Below are 26,139 nucleotides of genomic sequence, written 5' to 3'. Positions count from 1 at the left end.
CTATTTATTAAAAAAAGAATAATGATATTTAGGTTGAAACTAGTATTCTTTTACCAATAACCAAGCATCTTTAGAAACTGTTCTTTTTATAGAATTTAGCTTGTTAATTGCGTCAAATTTAGAATTGAAACTTCCGTATGCAACCTGTGTTAAATTCCATTTATTAAGGCCTAAAATTTTGGCGTTGTAGCCTTTAGCTTTTAATTCTAATAATTTTTTATTGGCATTTTCAGGTTCTCTAAAAGCTCCTGCAATAACATGGTAATTAAAAGTTTCTTTAGCAATATTTAAAGTAATAGTTGGTAATGGATTGCTAATTACAAAAGTTGCTTCTTGAATAGATTTTTCAACCTTTTGTTGTTTTGCTTCAGCTTGAACAACTAAATTTTGAAATTGTACTTTTTGGTACTCTTTCCATCCAAATGTTCCTAATGCAAAAATTATTGCAGCAGATGCAGCATATTTAATAAAAGCAGGTGTTTTTTTCTTATGCTCTTCAGAAGGAATTATTGGAGTAATAGTTTCTAACTGTTTAACTTTTTCTTTATAAGTAATACGTTTAACAGCAGGAGAAGCATAAGTATTTAACCCAAAAGAAGAGGTTAAATAATTTATAGTATTGGAAGGTTCAAAAATATAGTTACCTTCATTATTAATACTTATAGAACCTATATTTTCAATCTCAAGTTCTTCTTTTACTAAAGTTGTTTTCCAGTCTTTAACTTCATTAAAAATAAATTCAACTGCTTTGTTGTATGAAATATTTTTTGAAGAGGCTATATAGTTAGCCAATAAGCCATCATTATTTTGTAAATGCGTATTAAATGTTAATTGTTTTGAAGGCGCATAAAAAGTATGCGTGAAGTGATTCACTTTTGCCGAAATTTCATTGGTAACAAATCCTCCAAAATTTGGTACAATTACACATTCATATCTGTATAATAAATCGCTGATGTATTTTGCTAATGTCATTAAAACAAATATAGTTGAAAACCAACCTAAATTTAAAGAGTTGTCGCAATATTTATTAACAATAATTTTATATATTGAGTTTCAAATTGTTATTGTATGAAAGATGAAGAATTGCTCTATGTTTTGGCCCTGCAAAGGGTTAAAGGCATTGGAGATATCAATGCTAAAAAGTTAATATCTTGTTGTGGTAGTGCAAAAAATGTACTAAAAGAGAAACGTCATACTCTTGAAAAAATTAACGGAATAGGAGCTTTTACCATAAAACATTTATTTGATAAAGAAAACTTAATTGCTGCCGAAAAGGAACTCAATTATATTAGAAATAATGCTATTGAATTCTTTTATTTTGAAAATAAAAATTACCCAAACAAATTAAAACATTGTATTGATGCGCCTATTTTGTTATTTAAGGATGGGAATTTTAATTTACAAGAACAACCAATTATAAGTATTGTTGGAACACGAAAAATAACTAGCTATGGACGAAGTTTTTGTGAAGAATTAATTGAAGATATAAAAGAGTTTAATCCAATTATTGTAAGTGGTTTTGCTTATGGTGTTGATATATGCGCTCATAAAGCAGCTTTAAAAAATAATTTACAAACCATTGGGGTTTTGGCACACGGTTTTGAAGAAATTTACCCAAAATCTCATAAAAAGTATGTTTCTGAAATTAATAAAAATGGTGGCTTTATTACCGATTTTTGGCATAATGATAAATTAATAAGAGAAAATTTTCTAAAACGAAATAGAATTGTGGCAGGTATTTCTGAAGCTACAATAATTATTGAATCTGCAGAAAAAGGAGGTTCTTTGGTTACTGCAGATATTGCAAATTCTTATAATAGAGATGTCCTTGCTGTGCCGGGAAGGGCTACGGATAAGTTTAGCAAAGGTTGTAATGATTTAATTAAAAGAAATAAAGCAGCCATTTTAACTTCGGCTAATGATCTGATTGAAATGTTAAATTGGGATGTGAAATCAAAGGCGGATAAGGTAATTCAAAAGCAGTTGTTCGTAGATTTGGATGAAAAAGAACAACTTGTTTATGATTTTATTTCAAATTCTGGTAAAGAGTTGTTAGATGTTATAGCTGTTAATTGTAAGCTACCAATTCATAAAATAACAACTATTTTATTCAATTTAGAAATGAAAGGAGTGGTAAAGCCTTTACCAGGAAAATTATATGAGATTATTTAAAATAAAAAAACCCGCATTATTTAAAATAATACAGGTTTTTATTTTTTTTAAATTCTATAGAATGAATAATAAGTCGCAATTCTAAATTTGTTTCAGAATCTCAAGATTTAGACATTTTAGAGTTTACTTCAATTCAACTTCTTTAATTTCTCCTTTTTGTTCACCTCTAATCGCAGTATAACCAGCAATCATTTCAGCTAATTTTTTAGGATTAGTTTTTGCAACATTTTTTTGTTGTGCTCTATCTTTTTTAATATTGTATAATTGATACTCTTTAGAGTTTCCAATTTCAATATTAACATCACTTAAAACAGCGCTTCCACTGTAAGGAGGTATCAATGCCCAGTCACCGTTACGGTAGGCAGTTTTTCTGTTCGCTTCAAGAACTAAATCTTTTCTACCAATCATACTTTTACCCATAAAAACATCTAAGTTTTCTTGGCTATCACCAGTTGTAATATCGCTATTAACTAATTTAGAAAGAGAAGATAATAAATCTAACTGACAAATTAAAGCATTAGATACTGTTGGTTGAATTTTACCTTTCCAGTAAGTGAAAAATGGAACTTTAGTACCAGCTTCAAATAAGCTGTATTTTCCACCTCTTAAACCTCCTGTTGGAGAATGGTTTCCTAGTTTTTCTACAGCATCATCATAATAACCATCATTTAATACAGGGCCATTATCACTTGAAAATACGATTAAAGTATTTTCTAATAAACCTTCGTCTTCTAATGTTTTCATAAATTCTCCAATACACCAGTCTGCTTCTAAAATAACATCTCCTCTTGGTCCCATACCAGATTTTCCTACAAATTTAGGACTTGGAGTACGTGGTACGTGTGGTTGTCTTAAAGCATAGTATAAGAAAAATGGTTTGTCTTTATGTTGTTTTACATAATCTTGAGCTTTATTTAAAAAAGTCTCAGCCATTGTAGTGTCTTGCCATTTAGCACTTTCACCACCTTTCATATATCCAATTCTTGGTATTCCATTTACAATTGAACTATTGTGACCATGGTGCCATTTTAAAGTTGTTAATTCTGGATTGTCTTTACCTGTTGGTTGTCCTTTAAAGTTCTTTTTGTAATTTACTTCTAAAGGATCATTAGGATCTAAGTTTACTACATTTCCATCTTTTATATAAACTGTAGGTACACGATCTTGTGTAGCTGCCATAATAAAAGAATAATCAAAACCAACTTCATTTGGACTAGGTGTAATTTTTTTATTCCAATCAACAATACCAGTTCCTAAACCTAAATGCCATTTACCAACAATACCAGTTTGGTAACCTTTAGTTTTTAACATTTTTGGAATAGTTGTTTGTTCTGTGCTAATAATTAATGGTGCAGTACCAGGAAGAATTTTTGCGTTTTTATTTCTCCAAGGGTACACACCTGTTAGTAAACCGTATCTACTAGGTGTACAAGTTGCAGAGGTTGCATATCCATTAGTGAATCTTACACCTCCATTTGCTAATTTGTCAATATTTGGAGTGCTAATTTCAGTGGCTCCATTTGCACTAACATCACCATACCCCAAATCATCGGAATAAATAATTATAATGTTTGGAAGTTTCTCTGTTGTTGCAGTTTTTGCAACTTCAGGAGCTTTTTTGTCTTTACAACCTATGGTAAAAACTAAAGTTAATAAGAGTAGTGTTTTTAAAAATTTCATAAGATGAAAATATTAAGTGTATATTATACGTTTATTTTGGTTCTGTAAATGTAATAATTTTATTCAAAATTAAGCATAAATAATTAATTTGAAATTGAATTATTAAATGCTGAAACAGAATTAATACCTATTTTAGCGATTAAATTTTTATTATGATTAAAATTCCTGCAGGTGTTAAAGGACTAATTTTTGATTTGGATGGTACAATTGCAAATACAATGCAAAACCATTTTGAAGCTTGGCGAGTAGCAGTAAAGCCGTATGGAATAGATTTTAATGCTGATTTATTTAGGAGTTTAACTGGTATGCCTAGAATTGCTACTATTGAAAAGTTGAACCAGTTATATGGCACTACAATGAACCCAATAGAGGTTGGAAATGCAAAAGCTGCTCATTTTAAAAAATCAGCGCATTTAACACAAGAAATTAAGGTAGTTACTGATGTAATAAGAAAGTACCATACTATTTTACCTATGTCCGTAGGAACAGGAAGTACTAAATTAGGAGCAAAGCAATCTTTAGAGATTACAGGAATGGATACTTTTTTTGATATTGTAATAACTGCAAATGATATTTTAAACCCAAAACCGCATCCAGAAACATTTTTAAAGTGTGCCGAATTAATGGATGTTGAACCAAAAGATTGTTTGGTTTTTGAAGATGGTATTTTAGGAATTCAAGCTGCCGAATCTGTTGGAATGGGAGTAATAGATGTTAATGATTATTATAAATTAGAATTTACTATTTAGGTTTTAAGAAGTTATTTATTTCTAGATTGAATACTTTCAATAATTACAGTTACTAATATTAAAACACCACCTATTACTGTGTTGCCACCAGGAATTTCTTGTAAAAAAATCATTCCAAGAATAATACCGTAAATTGGGCTCATACTGCTAATTATACTAACGGTACTTATTGAGAAGTTTTTAAAACTATTTACAAATAGTGAATGGCCAATAGCAGTGGTAAATAATCCTAAAAATAATAATTTACCCATATCGTTTACTTTAGGAAGTCCTTCACCATGTAGCAAAGGAGCTATGAATAATACAGCTACTAGCATTTGATAAAACATTACTTTTGGAGCTTTAAAATGATGTAAATTTCTTTTTGTAAGTATATTTCTTAATGCAAATAATATTGCTGAAATAACTCCAACAATTATCCCCTTTGTATTTTCGTTTTCAAAATCCATTTCGGGAGTTAAAAAATAGATTCCCACCATTACCAGTCCACTTAAAATAATATGATTTTTGTTAAACCGAATATTAAAAAACAATGGTTCTAAAACGGCAGTTATTACAGGGTAGGTAAACAGAGACAACATACCAAGTGCAACATTTGATAATTGAAGTGCGTAAAAATAAGTAACCCAATGAGCTCCTAGAAATAAACCACTTGTGAATAATGAAATTGCATCTTTTTTTGACGTTATTTTTAGGCTGTCTTTTTTATACCAACAATAAATGCCTAAAAAAATTGCACCTAAAAAACAACGCCACCAAATTATATTTTCAGGGGGTAAGTTTATAGATCTCCCTAAAACTCCTGAAGAACAAATAAAGAGTATAGAAAGGTTTACTTCAAAAATATTTTTTAAATGACTGTTAATCATCTATTTTTTGTAATTCAGTTAGCGCCTTATCTACAGTGTTTATTCGTATAAAGGTTAATAATAAACGTAAACCATTTTTGGTTTCTTTTTCTTTCATTACGCAGGTTGTTGGATTTTTTTGAACAAAATTTAGCACTTTAGTAAAAACGGGAGTGCTGTAAAACTGACTTTGTTGATCTGAAATAAAATAACAAATCATCCTTTTTTTCTTCAAAATTAATCGTTCAATACCTAAATGTTTGGCAATCCACTTAATTCGTACGCTATCTAATAAATCTACCACTTGAGTTGGTAATTCTCCAAAACGATCAATAATTTCTTTTTCAAATTGAAGTAACTCTTCCTCGGTTTTAAGCTCACTTAATTTGTTATATAAGCTTAATCTTTCAGAAATTACATTTATGTAATCATCGGGGAATAAAATTTCGAAATCTGTATCAATTTGAATTTCTTTTACATAATCTTTTGGCTTGTTTGATTCGTCTTTGTATAAATCTTTAAATTCATTTTCTTTTAATTCTTCAATAGTTTCATTCAATATTTTTTGATACGTATCAAAACCAATATCATTAATAAAACCGCTTTGTTCACCACCTAATAAATCTCCAGCACCTCTAATTTCAAGATCTTTCATTGCAATATTAATACCGCTTCCTAATTCTGTAAAAAGTGAGATGGCTTCAATTCTTTTTCGAGCATCATCTGTCATCATATGGTAGGGTGGAGTTATAAAATAACAGAATGCTTTTTTGTTAGATCTACCAACTCTTCCGCGCATTTGATGAAGATCTGATAAACCAAAGTTATTAGCATTGTTTATAAAGATGGTGTTAGCATTTGGAACATCCAATCCACTTTCAATAATTGTGGTTGAAACTAAAATATCAAATTCATTATTTATAAATGAAAGCATTAATGATTCTAGTTTTTTACCTTCCATTTGTCCGTGTCCTATTCCAATTTTTGCATCAGGAACTAAACGTTGTATTAAACCTGCAACTTCTTTAATGTTTTCAATTCTATTATGAATAAAAAATATTTGACCACCTCGTTGAATTTCATATCTAACGGCGTCTCTAATTGTTTCTTCAGAAAAACGAACTACGTGACTTTCTATAGGAACTCTATTTGGTGGTGGAGTACTAATAATTGATAAATCCCTTGCAGCCATTAATGAAAACTGTAATGTTCTTGGTATTGGGGTTGCTGTTAAGGTTAAAGAATCAACATTATCTTTAATTGTTTTTAATTTGTCTTTTACCGCTACACCAAATTTTTGTTCTTCATCAACTATTAAAAGACCTAAATCTTTATATATTATGTTTGAATTTGTTAATTGGTGTGTGCCAATAACAATATCTACAGATCCATCTTCTAAACCTTCTAAAACTCCTTTTCGTTGTTTGGCAGTTCTAAATCTGTTTAAATAATCTACCGAAACAGGGAAATCTTTTAAACGCTCGCTAAAAGTTTTAAAATGTTGAAACGCTAAAATTGTAGTTGGTACTAGAATTGCAACTTGTTTTCCGTTGTCAACAGCTTTAAATGCTGCTCTTATAGCTATTTCTGTTTTTCCAAAACCCACGTCTCCACAAACCAATCTATCCATTGGTTGTTCACTTTCCATATCATTTTTTACATCTTGGGTTGATGATGATTGGTCTGGTGTATCTTCATATAAAAAACTAGCTTCCAGTTCATGTTGTAAATAACTATCTGGTTGGTATTGGAAACCTTTTTTCATTTTTCGTTTTGCATACAATTCAATTAAGTTGAATGCTATATGACGAATACGAGTTTTTGTTTTTTGTTTTAATTTTTTCCAGGCTGCTGAGCCTAATTTATGTAATTTAGGTGCTTTTCCATCTTTTCCACTGTATTTTGAAATCTTATGTAGTGAATGGATACTTATGTATAAAATATCTCGTTCACCATACATAAGTTTAATAGCCTCTTGTTTGTTGCCTTCAACATCAATTTTTTGAAGCCCTCCAAATTTTCCTATACCGTGATCAATATGTGTTACAAAATCTCCAATTTCAAGATTTGTAAGTTCTTTTAAAGAAATGGATTGTTTTTTAGCATATCCATTCTTTAGTCGAAATTTATGATAACGTTCAAAAATTTGATGGTCTGTGTAACAAACTAGTTGATTTTCTATATCAATAAATCCTTGATATAAAGGAAAAACAATTGTTTCGTATTCAATTTTTGAATCATCTTTTGCGTCAACATCTTCAAAAATTTCTTTAAAACGATCTGCTTGTTTTTGTGAATCACAAAAAAGATAGTTTAAAAAGCCATTCTCAGTATTTTTTTGAAAATCTTCAATTAATAAATCAAATTGTTTGTTAAATGAAGGTTGCGGCTTTGTATTGAAAATAACAACATTTTTGTTGCCATTTTGAAGAATTTGTTTTTGAGTTTTTGAATCTAATTCTGTGTGATGAGTATTTAAAATTTCAGCAGTAGTAAATTCGTTGAGTTGTGTTTTTAAAAGAGCACCATTACAAAAAAGTTCTTTTGGTTCAGCATGTTTAATGGCTGAGGTTAATTCTTTAAATGCGCTTTCTGCTTTTGAAAATAATTTATCTAATCTGCTTGCTAAAAGATCGGTATTTTTAGTGAAAATTACTGTTTGAGAAGATATATATTTTAAAAAACTTTCACGTTTTTCATCCAAAGCTTTGTTTTCAACATTTGGAATTATACTTATTTTGGTTAATTTTTCCGTTGAAAGCTGTGTTTCTATATCAAAAGTTCTAATGCTATCAACATCATCTCCAAAAAATTCAATCCTATACGGTTCATCATTAGAGAAAGAAAATACATCAATAATACCACCTCTAACTGAAAATTCACCTGGCTCTGTTACAAAATCAACTCTATTGAATTTATATTCAAATAAAATTTCATTTACAAAATCTAAAGTAAGGTTGTCATTTACATTAATTTTAAGTGTATTTCTTTTAAGTTCAGCTTTGGTGACAACCTGTTCAAACAAGGCATCGGGGTAGGTTACAATTATTGCCGGTTTTTTTCTGGAGTTTAATCTATTTAAAACCTCAGACCTTAATAATACATTGGCATTGTCTACTTCTTCAATTTGATAAGGCCTTCTGTATGAACCAGGATAAAACAAAACATCCTTATCATTTAACAATTGTTCTAAATCGTTTAAATAATAGGCTGCTTCTTCTTTATCATTAAAAATTAAAAGAAACTGTTTATCTACTTGTCTAAAACATTCAGATATAATGAAAGACAATGACGAACCAACCAAATTTGAAATTTGAACTTGTTGATTGTCTTTTGATAGTAATGAGGCTAATTGTTTTTTCTGAACAATTCGCTCAAATGATTTAATAATGGTTTGCTTACTCAATTTTGCAAATTTTGCCAAAGGTACTATTTTATGGAAAAACCAAAAAAAATCCGTAAATTTATAATACAACCAATTAAAAGTATCTATTATGTCTATTTCAGATTTATACCCAACAGGGTTGCACGAGCAAAATACTGGTCACTTTGGCACTATTGTAAGATTGGCTTTAAGAGATGATAAAATTGACGAAAATGAATACGTATTATTAAAACGTTTAGCAAGAAGACTAGATATATCTAAAAGTGAGTTTAAATCGATTCTTAAAAACCCAGATAAGTATCCTGCAAATCCGCCAGTAAGTTATAATGAGCGTCTTGAGCGTTTATATGATTTAACAAAAATGTTGTTTTTAGATAGAAATCCTACCATAGATAAAACATCTTTAATGGATAGAATTGCAATTGAACTTGGTTTTCCGGTTGAAAATGTTAGATTAATTGTAAAAGAGTCTATTAAATTTTTTTTAAAAGAGCCCGATTTAGAAGACTTTAAGGCTGAAATTAAAAAAGTTAACTTAATAAAACATTAAATTTATTTTAATAATTGCTTATTTTTTAATGGTTTAATTATATTTGCGATTGAAAAAATAAAATATGGGTGTATCGGATTTTAATTTAGAAGGAGAACAGAAAAAAAATATTGCTCATTTTGCAAGTATTGTTAATCTAGCTTTAGCTGATGAAATTATTTCTGAAGGTGAAGATAAGTTGTTAAGAAGAGTTGCTAAAAGATTTCATATTTTAGAAGATAAATACAAAGAAATACTTGAAAATTCTAATAACTATCCAATTAAAGGTTTGCATAGTTATGATGAGCGCATTGAACATTTATATGATTTGGCTAAAATGATTTATGCTGATGATGAAGTGTCTAGTAAAGAAGTAGGAATATTAAGAAAAATTTGTACAGGATTAGGTTTTCCAATAGATAATGTTGAAAAAGTAGCAGATGAAGCGATTCATCTAGTTCTGAATGACAATGACTTAGAAGATTTCACCAAGGCAATTAAGCAAGTAAATAGATTTTAACAACAATTATTGATAAAAACAATAAAAAACCCCTAGTAAATATAATTTATTTATTTTTTATTCGTTTTAAATCATTAGGAATTAACAAATGCCCCGTAACTATGAAAATAGGATTGCTTAAAAAAGTACTGTTGCTATTTACTTTTAATATATTGGTATTTAGTACTGTAAATGCTCAAGACGCATATAGTAAGTGGGTGGTTGGTATTGGAATTAATGCCGTAGATTATTTCCCATTCCTAAATCCTACAAATTTCATTGGTTTAGATCCTTCAACAGGAAATCAGAATGGAATTTTTAACGAAATTACCAATGCAGAAGATCATTGGAATATATCAGCACCTAGTATTAATATTACACGTTATTGGAAAAATAGAATTTCTTTAGATGTGCAGTTTTCTGCAAATAAAATAACTAAAATCGGAGATTTGGTTGTTGATGAATATTCTTATTATGCTTTTGATGGAAATATTCTTTATAGTTTGGTGAATCCAGAAAATTACTTTGTTCCTTATATTTATGCTGGAGGTGGTTATACATTTGCAGATAAGAGTGGAGGTACAGTAAATCTTGGAATTGGAGGCAAATATTGGTTTACTGATAAATTTGGTTTTTGTGCGCAAGGTGGTTTTAAATATAATTCTCCTGATTTTTCATTGTATCCTCACGCATTTTACACTTTTGGATTTGTAATGAAATTAAGTTCACATAATAGATATATGTGGAATTCTAGAAAAAGATTTAATTGGAGAGGCGGTAGATAGATTACTTCAAATTTATTTTAATAATTACTAACTTGCATTATAAATTATATACATGCAACAATATAGCCCTTTCAAAATTTTTAGTGCTTCTGCAGGTAGTGGTAAAACATTTACACTTGTAAAGGAATATTTAAAATTAGTATTACAAAGTCAAAATCCATATAAGTTTCAACAAATTTTAGCAATAACATTCACCAATAAAGCTGCCGGTGAAATGAAAGAACGGGTAATTGAAAATTTAAGAACATTTTCAACTGCTAAGAGTAATAACATGCTATCGGCTATTTGCGAAGAAACAAATTTAACCGAAGAGGAAGTTTTTCAAAATTCAAAAAAAGTACTGAATGCAATTTTACAGAATTATTCAGCTTTTGGTATTACTACTATAGATAGCTTTACTCATAAAATTATTAGAACTTTTGCATATGATTTAAAACTACCAATGAATTTTGATGTTGAAATGGATGCTCAAAGTTTATTAAATGAGGCTGTTGATGTAGTTATTTCAAAAATTGGAGAGAACAAAGAATTAACCAACTTACTTGTAAACTATGCAATTCAAAAGTTGGATGATGATAAATCTTGGGATATTTCACTTGAACTTAAGGAATTTGCCTCAATTATTTTAAATGAAAATGATGCCGTTTATTTAAAATCTCTAAACGAAATCCCAATTAATGATTTTACAAAACTTAAAGGGCAACTTCAAAAAGAAAATAAAAAAATAGAAGAAGAGTTTAAGACTATTGGTGAAAATGGACTTTCCCTTATTAATTCAATTGGAGTTGATTTTAAAGATTTTTATTATGCTTTAATTCCTAAACATTTTCAAAATTTAGCTACTGATTATAAAAAAGCTAAGTTTTTTGATCAAAGTAAATTAAAACTGCGATTGGAGGAAGAATTGTACTTTTCTAAATCTAAATCAGATGATATAAAAAATGCTATTAATAGTGTAATTAGCGAACTAATTGGGTTGTATGAAGAGTCTGAAAAGTTATTTCAAAAGAAAACCTTAAACGATTTATTGTTAAATAGCCTAATTCCTTTAGCTGTTTTAAGTTATGTTAATAATTCTTTACAAGAATTAAAAAGTGATAACAATATTTTATTGAATGCAGAATTTAATCAATTAATAAGAGATACTATTAAAGATGAACCAGCACCTTTTATTTATGAACGTTTAGGTGAAAAATACAAGTATTACTTTCTTGATGAAATGCAAGATACCTCGCAATTGCAATGGAATAATTTAATTCCATTAATAGAAAATGCTATTACTTCTGAAAATGAGTTAGGTCAGAATGGGCAATTATTATTAGTAGGTGATGCAAAACAGTCAATTTACAGATGGCGTGGTGGAGATCCGGAACAGTTTATTTCACTCTCTTTAAACGAAAAAAATAAACAAAGTAATCCTTTTTATGTTGTAAAAAAGGTATCTAATTTGGAGACAAATTATAGAAGTTATTCGGAAGTTATTGAATTTAATAATTCATTTTTTAAACATATTTCACAATTTTTATCAAATAAGAATCATAGCGACCTATATTTTGATGGGAATTCTCAAAAAATAAATAATAATTTAGGAGGTTTTGTTCAATTGTCTTTTGTTGAAATTGATCCGAAAGATGAAGAAAGAAACTTAGTTTATCCTAAAAAAGTTTTGGAAACAATTCAAAATTTAGATGATTCATTTCAAAAGAATGAAATTTGTGTATTAGTAAGAACAAAAAAACAAGGCGTTGCTATTGCAGACTTTTTATCTGAGAATAAAATTGATATTATTTCTTCGGAAACACTATTAATTAAGAACAATAATAAAGTTGATTTTATAATTAATTTAATTAGTGTTATTGATAATCCGCTTAATAATGAATTAAAAATTAAACTACTTTATTTTTTATTTGATCATTTAAATATAAAAGAAGAAAAACACTTTTTTATTAGTAAATATATAGACTTACCTATTTCTGAATTTTTTGAGAAATTAAAAGATGTTAATATTTATTTTAATTACAATGAATTTATCCAAACTCCATTTTATGAGAGTTTTGAATATATAATTCGAAATTTTAAGTTGGCTACAAATTCTGATTCTGAAATTCAGTTTTTTTTAGATGTTGTTTTTGAATACCAACAGAAAAAACAAGCCTCATTATCTGAATTTTTAGATTTATGGGAATTAAAAAAAGATAAACTAAGTATTGTTGCTCCAGAAACAAAAGATGCAGTTCGAATTATGACAATTCATAAAGCGAAAGGACTAGAGTTTCCAGTAGTTATTTATCCATATGACATTGAAATTTATAGTAATTACAAACAAAAAGTTTGGTATAATTATACAGAATCAAGTAATATAAATTCTATATTAGTTAGCAGCAGTTCAAAATTAAATTATATTGGTAAAGAAGGAGTTCAATTGTTTAAAAACCAAAAAGAAGAACAAGAGCTTGATAATTTTAATATTTTATACGTTGCATTAACCAGAGCGGTTGAACAATTATATATTATTTCAGAAAAAAAGAAAGATTCAAAAAAAGATGATGAAATTAAAAAAGTTTCAGAATTGTTTGTTAGTTTTTTAAAACAAAACAGCTTGTGGGATTCTGAGAAAACCGAATATAATTTTGGGGATACAAAACGTTTAAACATTCCCGAAAATGTTAAAAATACAGGAACTAATCAAAAGAAATTTATATCTAACTCTTGGAAAAATCATAATATATCAATAGTTGCAAATTCATCTTTATTATGGGATACTGAGCAAGGAAAAGCTGTAGATTATGGAAATTTAATTCATGAAATATTATCACAACTAAAAATTAAGAATGATATTGAAAGTATTCTTCAAGAGTATTTGTTTAAAGGAGTGATATCTGCAGAAGAAAAAGACAAATTAAGGTTACTATTGAGTAAAATAGTAGATAATGAAGTGTTACAACAATATTTCAATGAAAATGAGGCTGTTTTTACTGAGCAAGAAATATTAACAAATGATAAAAACATTATAATTCCAGATAGATTAGTTGTTAATAAAAACCTTGTTACAATTATTGATTATAAAACAGGTGTTCCTAATAAAAAATATCACGAGCAACTTTTGCATTACGGTTCGGTTTTAGAAGAATTAAATTATAAAATTGATAAAAAGATTTTAGTGTATATAAATGAAGAAATAACTGTTGAAGAAGTTTAAAAATTTATAACTTTATCTCTAATTAAAGAATACTATTATGTACGGTTCAATAAAACAATATTTACAAAATGAGATTTTGGAAATAAAGGAATCTGGTTTGTTTAAATCAGAGCGTATTATTACATCATCTCAAAGTGCGGTTATAAAAATTAGTACGGGAGAAGAAGTTATTAATTTTTGTGCAAATAATTATTTAGGACTTTCAAATAACCCTGAAGTTATTGAGGCGGCAAAAAAGACAATGGATACTCATGGTTTTGGAATGTCTTCAGTACGTTTTATTTGCGGTACTCAAGATATTCATAAACAATTAGAGAAAAAAATTGCTGAATTTTATCAAACTGAAGACACAATTTTATATGCGGCTGCTTTTGATGCAAATGGCGGGGTTTTTGAACCATTGCTATCAAATGAAGATGCAATAATTTCAGACTCATTAAACCATGCATCCATAATAGATGGTGTTAGGTTGTGTAAAGCGGCACGATATCGTTATGAAAATAATGATATGCAAGATTTAGAAAAGCAACTTATAGAAGCCAATAAAAAAGAACATCGATTTAAAATTATTGTAACTGATGGAGTTTTTTCAATGGATGGTGTTGTTGCAAGTTTGGATAAAATTTGTGATTTGGCAGATAAATATGATGCTTTAGTAATGGTTGATGAATGTCATGCAGCTGGATTTATAGGTAAAACAGGGCGAGGAACCCTTGAGCTTAGAAATGTTATGGGTAGGGTAGATATTGTTACAGGAACGTTGGGTAAAGCTTTAGGTGGAGCCATGGGTGGTTATACAACTGGTAAAAAAGAGATAATTGAGATTCTTCGTCAAAGATCTAGACCATATTTGTTTTCAAATTCATTAGCTCCAGCAATTGTTGGTGCATCCTTAAAAGTATTTGATATGATTTCAATAGATACCTCTTTAAGAGATAAGCTTGAATGGAATACCAACTATTTTAAAAAAGAAATGATTTCTTTAGGATTTGATATTGTTCTAGGAGAGTCTGCAATTGTACCAGTAATGCTTTATGACGCTAAATTATCTCAAACAATGGCAGATATGTTATTGGATGAAGGAATTTATGTAATTGGGTTCTTTTTCCCAGTAGTTGCTAAAGGTAAAGCAAGGATAAGAGTTCAATTATCAGCGGCACATGATAAAATACACTTAGATAAAGCGTTAGAAGCTTTTAAAAAAGTAGGACAAAAGTTGAAAATTATTTAGATTTGTTATATTATTGTCCTCTATTTAAGAATATTTTGTAAATTTGCTACATTAGTTATGTAACGGTAGCTTATTTTACTTAAAAAAATAAAAAGAACATTTAATTTAATTTATTGAAAATGAAACATTTAAAAATTGCCATTTTGGCTTTGTTATTAATTGCATCGTATAGCAACGCTAACGCCCAGGACGAAACTAATCCTTGGATGTTAACTATTGGAGCTAACGCTATTGATGTTAGCACACCTTCTGATGCTAATGGGGGATATTTTGGATCTTTTAACGAGAGCGGAAACGATGTAAATATGATCCCTTGGATTAGTAGATTAGCAATAGCTAGAAATATTGGAAAAGGATTTGTTTTAGAATTAGCAGGGTCATTGAATAAAATTGATGAACCTTGGAGTGCAGGAGAATCTACATATGTAGGTTTAGATTTGAACGCAAAATACGATTTAAATAATGCTTTTGGTCAAACAGGATGGTTTGATCCTTTTGTATATGCTGGTTTAGGTGAAAACTGGGTTGGTTCTAAAAACGGAATTGGATTTAACGCAGGTTTAGGTTTCAATGCTTGGATTAGTGATAATGTAGGAATTAACATTACTACTGGATGGAAAAAAGTAAATACTCCAGTTGATTTTGAAATGTTTCAACATTCAGTTGGTTTAACTTGGAAATTCGGAAACAAAGATGTTGACGGTGATGGTATAAGCAATAAAGAAGATAAATGTCCAACTGTAGCTGGTTCAGCTGAATTTGGTGGTTGTGCAGATACAGACACTGATAAAGATGGTGTTATGGATTGTTGTGATGAATGTCCAGAAGTTGCTGGTTTAGCTGAGTTTAATGGATGTCCTGATACTGATGGTGATGGAGTTCAAGATTCTGAAGATAATTGTCCAAAAGTTGCTGGATTAAAAGTAACTCACGGATGTCCAGATAAAGATGGTGACGGTACAGCTGATAAAGATGATGCTTGTCCAGATGTATTTGGTCCTAAAACTAACGCTGGTTGTCCTTTCAAAGATACTGACGAAGATGGTGTTATTGATTTAATTGATAGATGTGTTGAAGTACCTGGTCCTGCTAAAAACGAAGGTTGTCCTGAAGTTTTTGCTGATCAATTATCTTTAGACGCAGCTTTAAGAGGTGTTAATTTTGATACTGGAAAATGGAACATTAGACCAGATGCTGCATCTATATTAGATAGAGTAGCTACTATTTTAAGTGAAAATCAAAATTTACAATTCAAATTTTCAATTGATGGTCATACAGATAACACTGGAAGTGCTGTTAGAAATATGACTTTATCAAACAATAGAGCAAACTCTGTGAAAGATTACCTTATTGGTAAAGGAATTTCAGCTAACAGATTAAGAGCTCAAGGGTTTGGTGAAACTGCTCCAATAGATGATAATAAAACATCTACAGGTAGAGCAAATAACAGAAGAGTTGAAATTAATGAAGTAAAATAATTTCATTAAACATATAAAAAAAAGCCATTCGTAAGAATGGCTTTTTTTGTGGATTAAAAGTGAAAAAACTAAGTAAAGCCATTTTATTTTAAAAGGCTTTTCTTAGTTTTATAGTTTATAAATAGTGTATGGATTCATTTATTTCAAAAGTAGTAAAAGATGTTATAGATAAGAGGATAGATATTAGTAATGTAATATTTGTTCTTCCAAGCCAACGCTCTTGTGTTTTTTTAAAGAAGGAACTAATAGAGATTACATCTTCAAGTATATTCTTGCCAGAAATTGTAAGTATTGAAAAATATATTCAAGAATTAGCAGATATAAAATTAATTGATAATGTTCAGTTACTCTTTGAATTTTATTCAATTTATAAAAACATTGTACCAAAAGAAAAATTGGAACCCTTTGAAACTTTTTCACTATGGGCATCAACTATTCTAAAAGATTTTAATGATATTGATAGTTATTTAGTTGATAGCTCAAAATTATTTTCAAATTTAAGTGATCTTAAAAAAATAGATTTATGGTTTCAAGATAAATCACCTAGTAAATTAGCGGTGAACTATCTTAAATTTTTTGAAGTAATGGGTGAATTGTATAATTCACTTTATGAAAAATTGAAAATAAATAGGTTTGGATATCAGGGTTTAGTATACAGGGAAGCTACTAAAAATTTAGACAATTACATAAGTAATAATTCAGATAAACATATTGTATTTGTAGGGTTTAATGCATTAAATAATGCGGAAGAGCATATATTTCAGTATTTATTAAATGCTAAAATAGCAACAGTTTATTGGGATGCGACTGAAGAATACTTTAAAAAATCAAATGAAGCAGGTTATTTTTTAAGAAAATACAAAGAAGAATGGGCGTTTTATAAATCAAATTCTTTTTTATGGGTGCAATCAGATTGTGATGATAATAAGAATATTGAATTTATAGGAGCTCCTAAAAATATAACCCAAATTAAATATGCCGGAGAATTATTAGAAAGATTTGATAATCATCAAAAAACAGCATTGGTTCTAGCTGATGAAAATTTATTAACACTAACGTTAAATTCACTTCCAAATAGCGTTAAAAATATAAATATTACAATGGGATATCCTTTAAATGATATTCCACTTTCCGGCTTGTTTGATAAGTTATTTAAACTGCATTTAAACCAGCAAAAATTTAATAAAGCACAGAACAGCGAGTTTTACTTTAAAGATGTCTTAAACATTCTTAATGACCCTTATTTAAATAAAAAGGAAGGTGAAATCCTTCAAAAGATTGCTTCTAATTTAAAAAAAGAGAATAAAATATTTTTAACTGTACAAGATTTGAAAAGCTCAATTATAACGGAAGAACTTGAAAAAGTTAGTTTCTTTTTGCAGTTATTTGAATTTTCAACTTCAATAAGTAAAATTATTAATCAATGTCTTCAATTAATAAGTGAAATAAAACCGTTGGTTGAAGGGGTGGATAGAGAATATTTATTCCGTTTTTATAAAGTTTTTCAACAAATAGAAGCTTTGAATAATAGGTATAATCATATTTCAGATTTAAAAACATTGACTTTGTTTTATGGCCAAATTTTACAAAATGAAAAGCTATCATTTCAGGGAGAGCCATTAAGAGGCCTGCAGTTAATGGGGATGTTAGAAACACGTGTACTGGATTTTGAAACAATTATTATAACATCGGTAAACGAAGGGATTTTACCAGGAAGTAAGAATGAGGCTTCGTTTATACCATATGATGTGAAAAAATACTTTGGATTGCCGACTTTTCAAGAGAAGGATGCAATTTTTTCATATCATTTTCAACGTTTACTTCAGCGGGCCAAAAATGTTTATTTATTATATAACACAGAAACGGATGGTTATGGAGCTGGTGAAAAAAGTCGCTTTCTAACACAATTAGAAATTAAAAATCTAAACATTAAAAATACTATTGTTAGTCCACAATTACAGAAAACTGAGGATAAGGTAATTCAAATAGAAAAAACAGATGCGATTCTTAAAAAACTAAAAGAAGTATTTACAAAAGGGATATCACCTTCTGCATTTGCCACCTATATTTATAACCCTTTAAAATTTTATGAACAAAAAGTTTTGGGAATTTATGATGCAGATGAAGTAGAGGAAACCATAGCTGTAAATACAATGGGTACCGTAATTCATGATGTTCTAGAGCAATTATATAAGCCTTTTGAAAACAAGTTTATCTCAAAAGATTCAATTGCTAATATGCAACTGAAATTAGATGATTTATTACTAACATATTTTGAGAAGCATTATTTAAAAGGAAATATTGAAACAGGAAAAAACAAACTTATATTTGAGGTTTGTAAAAATCATATAAACCGTTTTTTAAAGAAAGAATTAGCTGTTGTATCTAAAAATAAAGCATTGAAAATTATAGCTTTAGAACAGTTTTTAAACGTAGAAATAACAATTGAAGGAATTGATTATCCAATTCGTTTACGAGGCATTGTAGATAGAATTGATGAATTAGATGGTATAACAAGGATAATTGATTACAAAACCGGAAAGGTTGCCGCAAGTGAGTTAAAATTAGCTGATTTTAGCTTAATTTCTGAAGATTATAAATACACAAAAGCAATGCAGGTTATGTTGTATTCATTTATGTATTCTAAAACTAATAAAAAAGAATTAAGTGAATTAGAAAGTGGTGTGATATCTTTTAAAAATTTGAATTCAGGTTTTTTAAAAATGAATTTTTCAGAAAAATATAGAGGAACAGACAATCAGGTTTCAGAAGAAAGAATTAATAGTTTTATGGAGGAGATAAAAAACTTGATTAAAGAGATATTAGACCCAAAAACACCATTTATACAGAATAAAGATTTACCATTTTAAAATAGTTAATAATGAACAAATTAATAAATATACCCGTACAAAGTAATAAACATAACAAGCCAATTGTGACAGATGTTTTTTATAACAAAAATGAGATTAAAAAACCAGTTGTTATATTTTGTCATGGATATAAGGGTTATAAAGATTGGGGTGCATGGAATTTAATGGTTGATGAATTTTTAAAAAATGAATTGTTTTTTGTTAAGTTTAATTTTTCTCATAATGGAGGAACATTGGAAAATCCAATTGATTTTCCAGATTTAGAAGCTTTTGGAAAGAACAATTTTGTGTTGGAATTGGATGATTTAGAGACAATTATTAATTGGATTCTTTCAAATTCTGAATTTAAAAATGAAATAGATCCAGAAAATATTACCTTAATTGGCCATTCTAGAGGTGGAGGAATTGTAACTTTAAAAGCTTCTGAGGATAAAAGAATTACAAAAGTTATTTCTTGGGCAGGAGTCTCTAATTTTGGAGTGAGATTCCCTAATCCAGAGATGTTAAAGATGTGGGAGAAAGCTGGTGTTTCTTATATTGAAAATTCAAGAACAAAACAGCAAATGCCTCATTATTTTCAATTTTATACAAATTTTAAAGAAAATGAAGAGCGTTTAACCATAAGTAAGGCTGTGGCTAATTTAAAAATTCCACAGTTAATAATTCAAGGAGATAAAGATGAAGTAGTAAAACCAATAGAAGCTAAAAATTTACATAGTTGGAATCCTAATAGTGAGTTGCTTATTATTAAAGGGATGGAGCATCCACTTGGTTGTTCACAACCGTGGACACAACCAAAAATGCCTCATTATTTAGCGGAAGTTGTAAAAAATAGTATCTCTTTTTTATTAAAGAAATAATGAAAATCGAAAAGGCTGTTTTATCGGATTTAGAACAACTCTATTGTATTACAACAAGTTGTGCTAAACATATGGAAAGTCAAGGTATTTTTCAATGGAATGCTCATTATCCTTCAAAAAATGTTTTACAAAATGATTTACAGTTAAATCAGCTTTGGAAATTGGTAAAAGATAGAGAACTTATTGGAATTATAGTTTTAACCAATATTGTAGATGAAGAATATCACACAGTGAAATGGAATAGTGAAAGTAGTGATAATTTATATATTCATAGGTTGGCGGTGCATCCAAAATTTCAGGGTAAGGGATATGCACAAAAATTAATGAATTTTGCAGAGAAATTCGCTGTTGAGAATAAATATACTTCAATTAGGTTAGATACTTTCAGTAAAAATAAAAGAAATCAGCATTTTTATGAAAAACGAAATTACATAAAACTTGAGAGTATTTATTTTCAAAATCAAAGTTCTTATCCCTTTTATTGTTATGAAAAAACACTAAATGTATAAAGCTTCAAACATAACTTTTAAAGGGATAAATAAATTGGCAATACCTGCAATAATATCTGGTATTGCAGAGCCTTTGCTTTCAATTACGGATACTGCAATTGTAGGAAATATTAATATAAATCCTACTGAAGCTTTAGCAGCTGTGGGTATTGCAGGTTCATTTATTTCTGCTTTAGTTTGGATTTTGGCTCAAACAAGATCTGCTATTTCAGCTACAATAAGTAAGTATTTGGGAGCTAGAAAGCTAAATGAAATTGGAACTTTACCTGCGCAAATAATCGCTATAAATTTAGTGCTTAGTATTGTTATTTATTTGGTGACTTTATTGTTTGTAAATCAAATTTTTAAACTTTATAATGCTGAAGGAATTATATTAAATTATGCGGTTGCATATTACAAAATAAGGGCAATTGGTTTTCCGCTTACACTTTTTGTGTTTTCGGCTTTTGGTGTTTTTAGAGGCTTACAAAACACCTATTGGCCAATGGTAATTAGTATTATTGGAGCTGTTTTAAATGTTGTTTTAGACGTTGCTTTGGTATACGGAATAGAGGGTTTTATTGATCCGTTGAATGTAGAGGGAGCCGCTTGGGCAAGTGTAATTTCACAAGGGGTTATGGCAATTTTAGCAGCCGTGCTCTTATTCAAAAAAACACCATTTAGTTATAAACTTAAATTTCCTTTTAATAAAGAAATTAAGAATCTTATAGCTATAAGTTTAAATTTAATAGTTAGAGCTGTAGCTTTAAATATTGCACTTTATTTGTCAAATTCATACGCTACAAAGTATGGAGATAATTATATTGCAGCACAAACAATTGCATTTCAAATATGGTTGTTTTTCTCATTTTTTATTGATGGTTATGCAAGTGTTGGAAATATTGTTTCTGGAAAATTATTAGGTGAAAAAGATTATAAATCATTATGGATTTTAAGTGTTAAATTAAGCAGATATTCTATAATAATTGCTTTAATATTGGCGTGTTTATGTGGTGTTTTTTATAATGATATAGGAAAACTATTTTCAAAGGATACAAATGTGTTGGCTTCTTTTTATCAAATATTTTGGATTGTTATTCTAATGCAGCCTATTAATGCTGTTGCTTTTGTTTTTGACGGTATTTTTAAAGGCTTAGCAGAAGCAGTGATCCTAAGAAACTTATTAATAGTTGCAACTTTTTTAGGGTTTATTCCGGCCTTGGTAATTGGTGATTATTTTGATTTGAAATTATATGCAATTTGGATAGCATTTACTATTTGGATGTTATTAAGATCTGGTATATTAGTTGTTAAATTTAGGAATAAGTATTTGCATAAAAACACGTAACTTTGAACCACTATGAGTAATGGAAGTTTATATACAGAAATTCAAAAAAATATTGCAACTGTTGAGTTTTATCACCCAGCCAGTAATTCAATGCCTAAAGAATTATTAGAAAGGCTTGCAAAGACTTTTAATGAATTAAGTAATAATAATGAGGTATCTGTAATTGTTTTAAAAAGTGAAAAGGATAAAGCATTTTGTGCAGGAGCTTCATTTGATGAATTAGTGAATATTGATAATTTTGAACAAGGAAAGGAGTTTTTTCTTGGTTTTGCCAATGTAATAAATGCAATGAGAACTTGTTCTAAATTAATTATTGGAAGAGTTCAAGGAAAAGCAGTTGGTGGTGGAGTAGGTTTGGCAGCAGCTTGTGATTATTGTTTTGCAACAGAAGCTTCATCTATTAAATTATCTGAATTTACAATTGGTATTGGACCATTTGTTATTGCGCCAGTAGTTGAGAGAAAAATGGGAGTGGCAGCTTTGAGCGAGTTAACTATAGATGCTACAAGTTGGAAAAATGCTTATTGGGCTCAAAAGAAAGGCTTGTATTCAAATGTTTTTGAAAACATTAAAGATATGGACTTTGAGTTGGACGTGTTGTTGAATAAACTCTCTAATTACAATCCTAAAGCCTTAAGAGAGATGAAGAGAGTGTTTTGGAGTGGAACTGAAGATTGGGGCCAATTGCTGGAGAATAGAGCTGAAATAAGCGGAAAACTAGTATTGTCGGAATTCACAAAGGATGCACTAAATAAATTTAAAAAATAAACAATGTTTTTTAACCTAATAGGATTTTTACAAGACGTAGATATAGAAGATAAAATAAAAAATGCACCTGATAGTGGTTATGAGTTAGGCGTAGTTATTGGTACTTATTTACCCTTTGTGGTTTTAGTGGGAATTGCATATTTGGTTTATTACAAAGCAAAGAATAGAAAAGATTTAGAAGATTAATTTATATAATAAAATAATGAGCAATATTAGAATAACTAAACAATTTGATTTTGAAACAGGACACGCATTGTATGGTTATGATGGAAAATGTAAAAATGTACATGGGCATAGCTATAAATTGTCTGTTACTGTAATTGGAACTCCAATAATTGATGTGTCTAATGTAAAATACGGAATGGTGATTGATTTTGGAGATTTAAAAAAAATAGTCTTATCTGAAATTGTAGATAAATTTGACCATGCAACTGTTTTTAATAAAAATACACCTCACATTGAATTGGCTCATGAATTAGAAAAACGAGGTCATAATGTTATTTTGGTTGAATATCAGCCAACTAGTGAGATGATGTTGATTGATTTTTCTGAAAAAATTAAAAATAGATTACCCGAAACTATAAAATTACATTCGTTAAAGTTACAAGAAACTGGAACTTCGCATGCTGAGTGGTTTGCAAGTGATCAAAATTCCATCTAAGTTTTTTGATAGGAAAGCTTAAATTAATTAAATTCCTTCCCGTTAGGAAGGGATTTAAGAGGATACTTTATTTTCCGTTGAAGGTATTCATAGTATTATTTAAACCTGCAGTACCAAAAGATTTAATTATTTCAACTGATTTCTCTAATCGTTCTGGAAGTAGTTTTTTTTCATCATCATTCCATTCGCCTAAAACATAATCTATCTGTTTTCCTTTTGAAAATTGAGAACTTACGCCAAATCTATATCTAGCGTATTTTTGTGTTTGTAAAATGGCATTAATATCTTTTAAACCATTATGGCCGCCATCACTACCTTTTGCTTTTAATCTTATTGCTCCAAAATCTAGATTTAAATCATCACAAATAATTAATAAGTTTTCAAAAGGAATATTTTCCTTATTAAGCCAGTATTTAACAGCTTTTCCACTTAAATTCATAAAAGTAGAAGGTTTTAATAAAATAAAAGTTCGACCCTTAAATCTGAATTTAGAAATTGAACCCAATTTTTGACTTTCAAAAGTAATATCCTCTTTTGAAGCCATAGCGTCTAAAATTTTAAAACCTATATTATGGCGTGTTTCTTCATATTTCACACCAACATTTCCTAAGCCAACAATCAAGAATTTTTTCATAAGGTCTTCTGTAGGTTTATTTATTTTTCTTTTACCGAATAAAAATTTTATTAAATCTGAAATTTTCATACACAAAAATAGTAAAAGAAGTGATTTTTTAAAAAAGAAAAAGCGCTGCCGAAGCAACGCTTTTTAAAATATCTAAAGATTTTGAATTATTCAGCAGCAGTTTCTTCAGTTGCAGCTCCTTCTTCACCTTCTTCACCTTCTTCACCATCTTCATCTTCTAAAACAGCAGCTCTTGATGTTCTAACTTGAACAACAACTGTGTTTTCAGGATGTAATATTGAGAATTTTTCATTTTCTAATTCAGCAACAACTAATTTGCTACCAATTTTTAATTTAGAAATATCTGCAGTTAAAAAATCAGGTAAATCTGTAGGTAATGCTCTTACACTTAATTTACGTTTAGCAAAACTTAAAGAACCACCATTAATTACACCAGGTGAAGTACCAGCTAATCTTACAGGAATTTCCATTGTTACCAATTTATCATCAAATAATTGATAAAAATCTACGTGTAAAATTCTATCTGATACTGGGTGAAATTGAATATCTTGCAAAATTGCATGATATTTAGTTCCTTCTAATTCAATCGTTGCAGTATAAACGTTAGCGGTATACACTAATTTTTTGAACGAAATTTCGTCAGCTGAAAAGTGTAATGGTTTATCCCCTCCGTATAATACGCAAGGTACCTTTCCAGCATTACGTAAGGCCTTAGTTGATACTTTACCCACGCTTTCTCTTTGAGATCCTTTGATTGTAATTGATTTCATTTATATATATTTATTAATTATTTACATTAAAAATTGTCCGCTAATTGATGTGCAATTTTGTACTTTATGCATAACATCCGCAAACAAAGGGGCGCAAGATACAACTTTTATTTTAGAACTCTCTCTTTTTAAAGGGATTGTATCTGAAACAATAAGTTCAGTTAGTTTAGAGTTTTCTATTTTTTCATAAGCATTGCCTGATAATAATGGATGAGTACATACAGCACGAACACTTAAAGCTCCTTTTTCCATCATTACATCTGCTGCTTTTGCAAGCGTACCACCAGTATCAATCATATCATCAACTAGTATTACATTGCGTCCTCTAACCTCTCCAATAAGCTCCATAGTGTCAATAACATTGGCTTTTAAACGCTCTTTGTAACAAATTACAACTTCACTAGATAGGTATTTAGAATAAGCATAAGCTCTTTTTGAGCCTCCCATATCAGGGGATGCAACGGTTATATTATCTAAACCAAGTTTTTGAATGTATGGCAAAAATATTGTTGATGCGTACAAATGATCAACAGGTTTTTCAAAAAATCCTTGAATTTGATCTGCATGTAAATCCATTGTCATTATTCTAGTTGCTCCAGCAGTTTGAATTAAATTTGCAACTAATTTGGCTCCAATTGCAACACGAGGTTGATCTTTACGATCTTGTCTTGCCCAACCAAAATAAGGTATTACTGCAGTAATATGTCTTGCAGAAGCTCTTTTTGCGGCATCTAAAATCAATAGCATTTCCATTAAATTATCTGTATTAGGAAATGTTGATCCTATTACAAATATTCTTCTTCCCCTTACGGAGTCAACCAAAGCTGGTTGAAATTCGCCATCACTAAATGTTGAAATTTTAACATTTCCTAATTTAAGTCCATAAGATTCGGCAATATTCTTTGCTAATTCCTTACTTTGCCGGCATGCAAAGATTATTGGAGTAAGTTGGTTGTTTATCATCTTAAGTTATGTTGTTGTTTGTTGGCGCAAATTTAAAACTAAAAATAGAGTTATTAAACAACTTCTTGTTTTTTTTAGGTTTTTGACAAAAATTATTTATAAATTTGCATCCGGTTTAAAAGCCTCGATGGCGGAATAGGTAGACGCGCTGGATTCAAAATCCAGTTCTTTCGGGAGTGTGGGTTCGATTCCCACTCGAGGTACAGAAGAAAA

The 26,139-nt window shown here is 29.2% G+C and carries 22 protein-coding genes and 1 tRNA gene; 16 read left to right on the top strand and 7 right to left on the bottom strand.

From position 1 onward, the window contains the following. Positions 1-39 precede the first annotated feature (39 nt). The gene (locus DAD81_RS04230; protein WP_111706987.1) at positions 40-972 is read right to left on the bottom strand and encodes an HU domain-containing protein; all 933 of its coding nucleotides are present in this window, start codon (positions 970-972) and stop codon (positions 40-42) included. 96 nt (positions 973-1,068) lie between these two features. Between DAD81_RS04230 and dprA the strand changes: the two genes are divergently transcribed. Next, the gene (gene dprA / locus DAD81_RS04225; protein WP_111706986.1) at positions 1,069-2,172 is read left to right on the top strand and encodes a DNA-processing protein DprA; all 1,104 of its coding nucleotides are present in this window, start codon (positions 1,069-1,071) and stop codon (positions 2,170-2,172) included. A 123-nt stretch (positions 2,173-2,295) separates the two neighbouring features. Here the strand turns inward: dprA and DAD81_RS04220 are convergent, their stop codons facing one another. Beyond that, positions 2,296-3,852, bottom strand: coding sequence for a sulfatase-like hydrolase/transferase (locus DAD81_RS04220; protein ID WP_111706985.1), 1,557 nt, complete (start codon positions 3,850-3,852; stop codon positions 2,296-2,298). Positions 3,853-4,004: 152 nt separating this feature from the next. On the opposite strand from DAD81_RS04220, the gene DAD81_RS04215 reads away from it, so the two are divergent. Next, positions 4,005-4,601: an HAD family hydrolase gene (locus tag DAD81_RS04215; RefSeq protein WP_111706984.1), complete on the top strand. Its 597-nt coding sequence runs from the start codon at positions 4,005-4,007 to the stop codon at positions 4,599-4,601. Positions 4,602-4,612: 11 nt separating this feature from the next. Here DAD81_RS04215 and DAD81_RS04210 read toward each other — a convergent pair whose 3' ends face one another. After that, the gene (locus DAD81_RS04210) at positions 4,613-5,470 is read right to left on the bottom strand and encodes a DMT family transporter (RefSeq protein ID WP_111706983.1); all 858 of its coding nucleotides are present in this window, start codon (positions 5,468-5,470) and stop codon (positions 4,613-4,615) included. Continuing rightward, positions 5,463-8,855: a transcription-repair coupling factor gene (mfd, locus tag DAD81_RS04205; RefSeq protein WP_111707382.1), complete on the bottom strand. Its 3,393-nt coding sequence runs from the start codon at positions 8,853-8,855 to the stop codon at positions 5,463-5,465. The genes DAD81_RS04210 and mfd overlap by 8 nt, the downstream gene beginning before the upstream one ends. Positions 8,856-8,943: 88 nt before the next feature. Between mfd and DAD81_RS04200 the strand changes: the two genes are divergently transcribed. The 13 genes from DAD81_RS04200 (at position 8,944) to DAD81_RS04140 (ending at position 23,550) form a co-directional block, all read left to right on the top strand. Continuing rightward, positions 8,944-9,384 carry a TerB family tellurite resistance protein gene (locus tag DAD81_RS04200; RefSeq protein ID WP_111706982.1) on the top strand — a complete coding sequence of 147 codons (441 nt, stop codon included), beginning with the start codon at positions 8,944-8,946 and terminating at the stop codon, positions 9,382-9,384. Between the two features lie 64 nt (positions 9,385-9,448). After that, the gene (locus tag DAD81_RS04195) at positions 9,449-9,883 is read left to right on the top strand and encodes a tellurite resistance TerB family protein (RefSeq protein ID WP_111706981.1); all 435 of its coding nucleotides are present in this window, start codon (positions 9,449-9,451) and stop codon (positions 9,881-9,883) included. 101 nt (positions 9,884-9,984) lie between these two features. Then, entirely contained in the window at positions 9,985-10,647 is a 663-nt protein-coding gene (locus DAD81_RS04190) for a hypothetical protein (protein WP_111706980.1), read from the top strand. A 52-nt stretch (positions 10,648-10,699) separates the two neighbouring features. Beyond that, positions 10,700-13,846 carry a UvrD-helicase domain-containing protein gene (locus DAD81_RS04185; protein ID WP_111706979.1) on the top strand — a complete coding sequence of 1,049 codons (3,147 nt, stop codon included), beginning with the start codon at positions 10,700-10,702 and terminating at the stop codon, positions 13,844-13,846. 37 nt (positions 13,847-13,883) lie between these two features. Then, positions 13,884-15,077: a glycine C-acetyltransferase gene (kbl, locus tag DAD81_RS04180; RefSeq protein ID WP_111706978.1), complete on the top strand. Its 1,194-nt coding sequence runs from the start codon at positions 13,884-13,886 to the stop codon at positions 15,075-15,077. 119 nt (positions 15,078-15,196) lie between these two features. Then, entirely contained in the window at positions 15,197-16,555 is a 1,359-nt protein-coding gene (locus DAD81_RS04175; RefSeq protein ID WP_245949172.1) for an OmpA family protein, read from the top strand. A gap of 128 nt (positions 16,556-16,683) precedes the next feature. Then, positions 16,684-19,425, top strand: coding sequence for a PD-(D/E)XK nuclease family protein (locus tag DAD81_RS04170; protein WP_111706977.1), 2,742 nt, complete (start codon positions 16,684-16,686; stop codon positions 19,423-19,425). Positions 19,426-19,436: 11 nt separating this feature from the next. After that, positions 19,437-20,285 (top strand): alpha/beta hydrolase family protein, encoded by an 849-nt coding sequence (locus tag DAD81_RS04165; RefSeq protein ID WP_111706976.1) that lies wholly within the window; start codon positions 19,437-19,439, stop codon positions 20,283-20,285. Next, positions 20,285-20,794, top strand: coding sequence for a GNAT family N-acetyltransferase (locus tag DAD81_RS04160; protein WP_111706975.1), 510 nt, complete (start codon positions 20,285-20,287; stop codon positions 20,792-20,794). Before DAD81_RS04165 ends, DAD81_RS04160 begins: the two co-directional genes overlap by 1 nt. After that, on the top strand, positions 20,787-22,121 hold the full coding sequence (locus DAD81_RS04155) for an MATE family efflux transporter (RefSeq protein ID WP_111706974.1): 1,335 nt from the start codon (positions 20,787-20,789) through the stop codon (positions 22,119-22,121). Before DAD81_RS04160 ends, DAD81_RS04155 begins: the two co-directional genes overlap by 8 nt. 12 nt (positions 22,122-22,133) lie before the next feature. Beyond that, complete coding sequence (locus DAD81_RS04150; RefSeq protein WP_111706973.1) at positions 22,134-22,889, top strand: enoyl-CoA hydratase/isomerase family protein; 756 nt, start codon at positions 22,134-22,136, stop codon at positions 22,887-22,889. A 3-nt stretch (positions 22,890-22,892) separates the two neighbouring features. Continuing rightward, the gene (locus tag DAD81_RS04145; RefSeq protein ID WP_111706972.1) at positions 22,893-23,075 is read left to right on the top strand and encodes a hypothetical protein; all 183 of its coding nucleotides are present in this window, start codon (positions 22,893-22,895) and stop codon (positions 23,073-23,075) included. Positions 23,076-23,091: 16 nt separating this feature from the next. Further along, positions 23,092-23,550, top strand: coding sequence for a 6-pyruvoyl trahydropterin synthase family protein (locus DAD81_RS04140; protein WP_111706971.1), 459 nt, complete (start codon positions 23,092-23,094; stop codon positions 23,548-23,550). Positions 23,551-23,617: 67 nt separating this feature from the next. Here DAD81_RS04140 and pth read toward each other — a convergent pair whose 3' ends face one another. The 3 genes from pth to DAD81_RS04125 form a co-directional block, all read right to left on the bottom strand. Continuing rightward, positions 23,618-24,184 carry an aminoacyl-tRNA hydrolase gene (pth, locus tag DAD81_RS04135; protein WP_111707380.1) on the bottom strand — a complete coding sequence of 189 codons (567 nt, stop codon included), beginning with the start codon at positions 24,182-24,184 and terminating at the stop codon, positions 23,618-23,620. Positions 24,185-24,339: 155 nt separating this feature from the next. Beyond that, entirely contained in the window at positions 24,340-24,963 is a 624-nt protein-coding gene (locus DAD81_RS04130; protein ID WP_111706970.1) for a 50S ribosomal protein L25/general stress protein Ctc, read from the bottom strand. A 21-nt stretch (positions 24,964-24,984) separates the two neighbouring features. Next, positions 24,985-25,926 carry a ribose-phosphate pyrophosphokinase gene (locus DAD81_RS04125; protein ID WP_111706969.1) on the bottom strand — a complete coding sequence of 314 codons (942 nt, stop codon included), beginning with the start codon at positions 25,924-25,926 and terminating at the stop codon, positions 24,985-24,987. 121 nt (positions 25,927-26,047) lie between these two features. Between DAD81_RS04125 and DAD81_RS04120 the strand changes: the two genes are divergently transcribed. Beyond that, positions 26,048-26,129 (top strand) — tRNA-Leu (locus DAD81_RS04120). The last annotated feature ends 10 nt before the right edge of the window (positions 26,130-26,139 follow it).

It is taken from the genome of Lutibacter citreus, from assembly GCF_003260195.1.
In the GTDB taxonomy this organism is placed as follows: Bacteria; Bacteroidota; Bacteroidia; order Flavobacteriales; family Flavobacteriaceae; genus Lutibacter; species Lutibacter citreus.
The sequence above is the reverse complement of the archived record's forward strand: the minus strand, read 5'-3'. Positions and strand labels throughout refer to the sequence as shown.

Bases quoted from the DNA above. Each gene is read 5' to 3' on its own strand.
- DAD81_RS04190 (WP_111706980.1), top strand. From the start codon at position 9,985: ATGAAAATAGGATTGCTTAAAAAAGTACTGTTGCTATTTACTTTTAAT.
- kbl (WP_111706978.1), top strand. From the start codon at position 13,884: ATGTACGGTTCAATAAAACAATATTTACAAAATGAGATTTTGGAAATA.
- DAD81_RS04200 (WP_111706982.1), top strand. From the start codon at position 8,944: ATGTCTATTTCAGATTTATACCCAACAGGGTTGCACGAGCAAAATACT.
- DAD81_RS04185 (WP_111706979.1), top strand. From the start codon at position 10,700: ATGCAACAATATAGCCCTTTCAAAATTTTTAGTGCTTCTGCAGGTAGT.
- DAD81_RS04210 (WP_111706983.1), bottom strand. From the start codon at position 5,470: ATGATTAACAGTCATTTAAAAAATATTTTTGAAGTAAACCTTTCTATA.
- DAD81_RS04195 (WP_111706981.1), top strand. From the start codon at position 9,449: ATGGGTGTATCGGATTTTAATTTAGAAGGAGAACAGAAAAAAAATATT.
- DAD81_RS04125 (WP_111706969.1), bottom strand. From the start codon at position 25,926: ATGATAAACAACCAACTTACTCCAATAATCTTTGCATGCCGGCAAAGT.
- DAD81_RS04170 (WP_111706977.1), top strand. From the start codon at position 16,684: ATGGATTCATTTATTTCAAAAGTAGTAAAAGATGTTATAGATAAGAGG.
- DAD81_RS04150 (WP_111706973.1), top strand. From the start codon at position 22,134: ATGAGTAATGGAAGTTTATATACAGAAATTCAAAAAAATATTGCAACT.
- DAD81_RS04160 (WP_111706975.1), top strand. From the start codon at position 20,285: ATGAAAATCGAAAAGGCTGTTTTATCGGATTTAGAACAACTCTATTGT.
- DAD81_RS04145 (WP_111706972.1), top strand. From the start codon at position 22,893: ATGTTTTTTAACCTAATAGGATTTTTACAAGACGTAGATATAGAAGAT.
- DAD81_RS04220 (WP_111706985.1), bottom strand. From the start codon at position 3,852: ATGAAATTTTTAAAAACACTACTCTTATTAACTTTAGTTTTTACCATA.
- DAD81_RS04140 (WP_111706971.1), top strand. From the start codon at position 23,092: ATGAGCAATATTAGAATAACTAAACAATTTGATTTTGAAACAGGACAC.
- DAD81_RS04165 (WP_111706976.1), top strand. From the start codon at position 19,437: ATGAACAAATTAATAAATATACCCGTACAAAGTAATAAACATAACAAG.
- DAD81_RS04130 (WP_111706970.1), bottom strand. From the start codon at position 24,963: ATGAAATCAATTACAATCAAAGGATCTCAAAGAGAAAGCGTGGGTAAA.
- DAD81_RS04175 (WP_245949172.1), top strand. From the start codon at position 15,197: ATGAAACATTTAAAAATTGCCATTTTGGCTTTGTTATTAATTGCATCG.
- DAD81_RS04155 (WP_111706974.1), top strand. From the start codon at position 20,787: ATGTATAAAGCTTCAAACATAACTTTTAAAGGGATAAATAAATTGGCA.
- DAD81_RS04230 (WP_111706987.1), bottom strand. From the start codon at position 972: ATGACATTAGCAAAATACATCAGCGATTTATTATACAGATATGAATGT.
- DAD81_RS04215 (WP_111706984.1), top strand. From the start codon at position 4,005: ATGATTAAAATTCCTGCAGGTGTTAAAGGACTAATTTTTGATTTGGAT.
- pth (WP_111707380.1), bottom strand. From the start codon at position 24,184: ATGAAAAAATTCTTGATTGTTGGCTTAGGAAATGTTGGTGTGAAATAT.
- dprA (WP_111706986.1), top strand. From the start codon at position 1,069: ATGAAAGATGAAGAATTGCTCTATGTTTTGGCCCTGCAAAGGGTTAAA.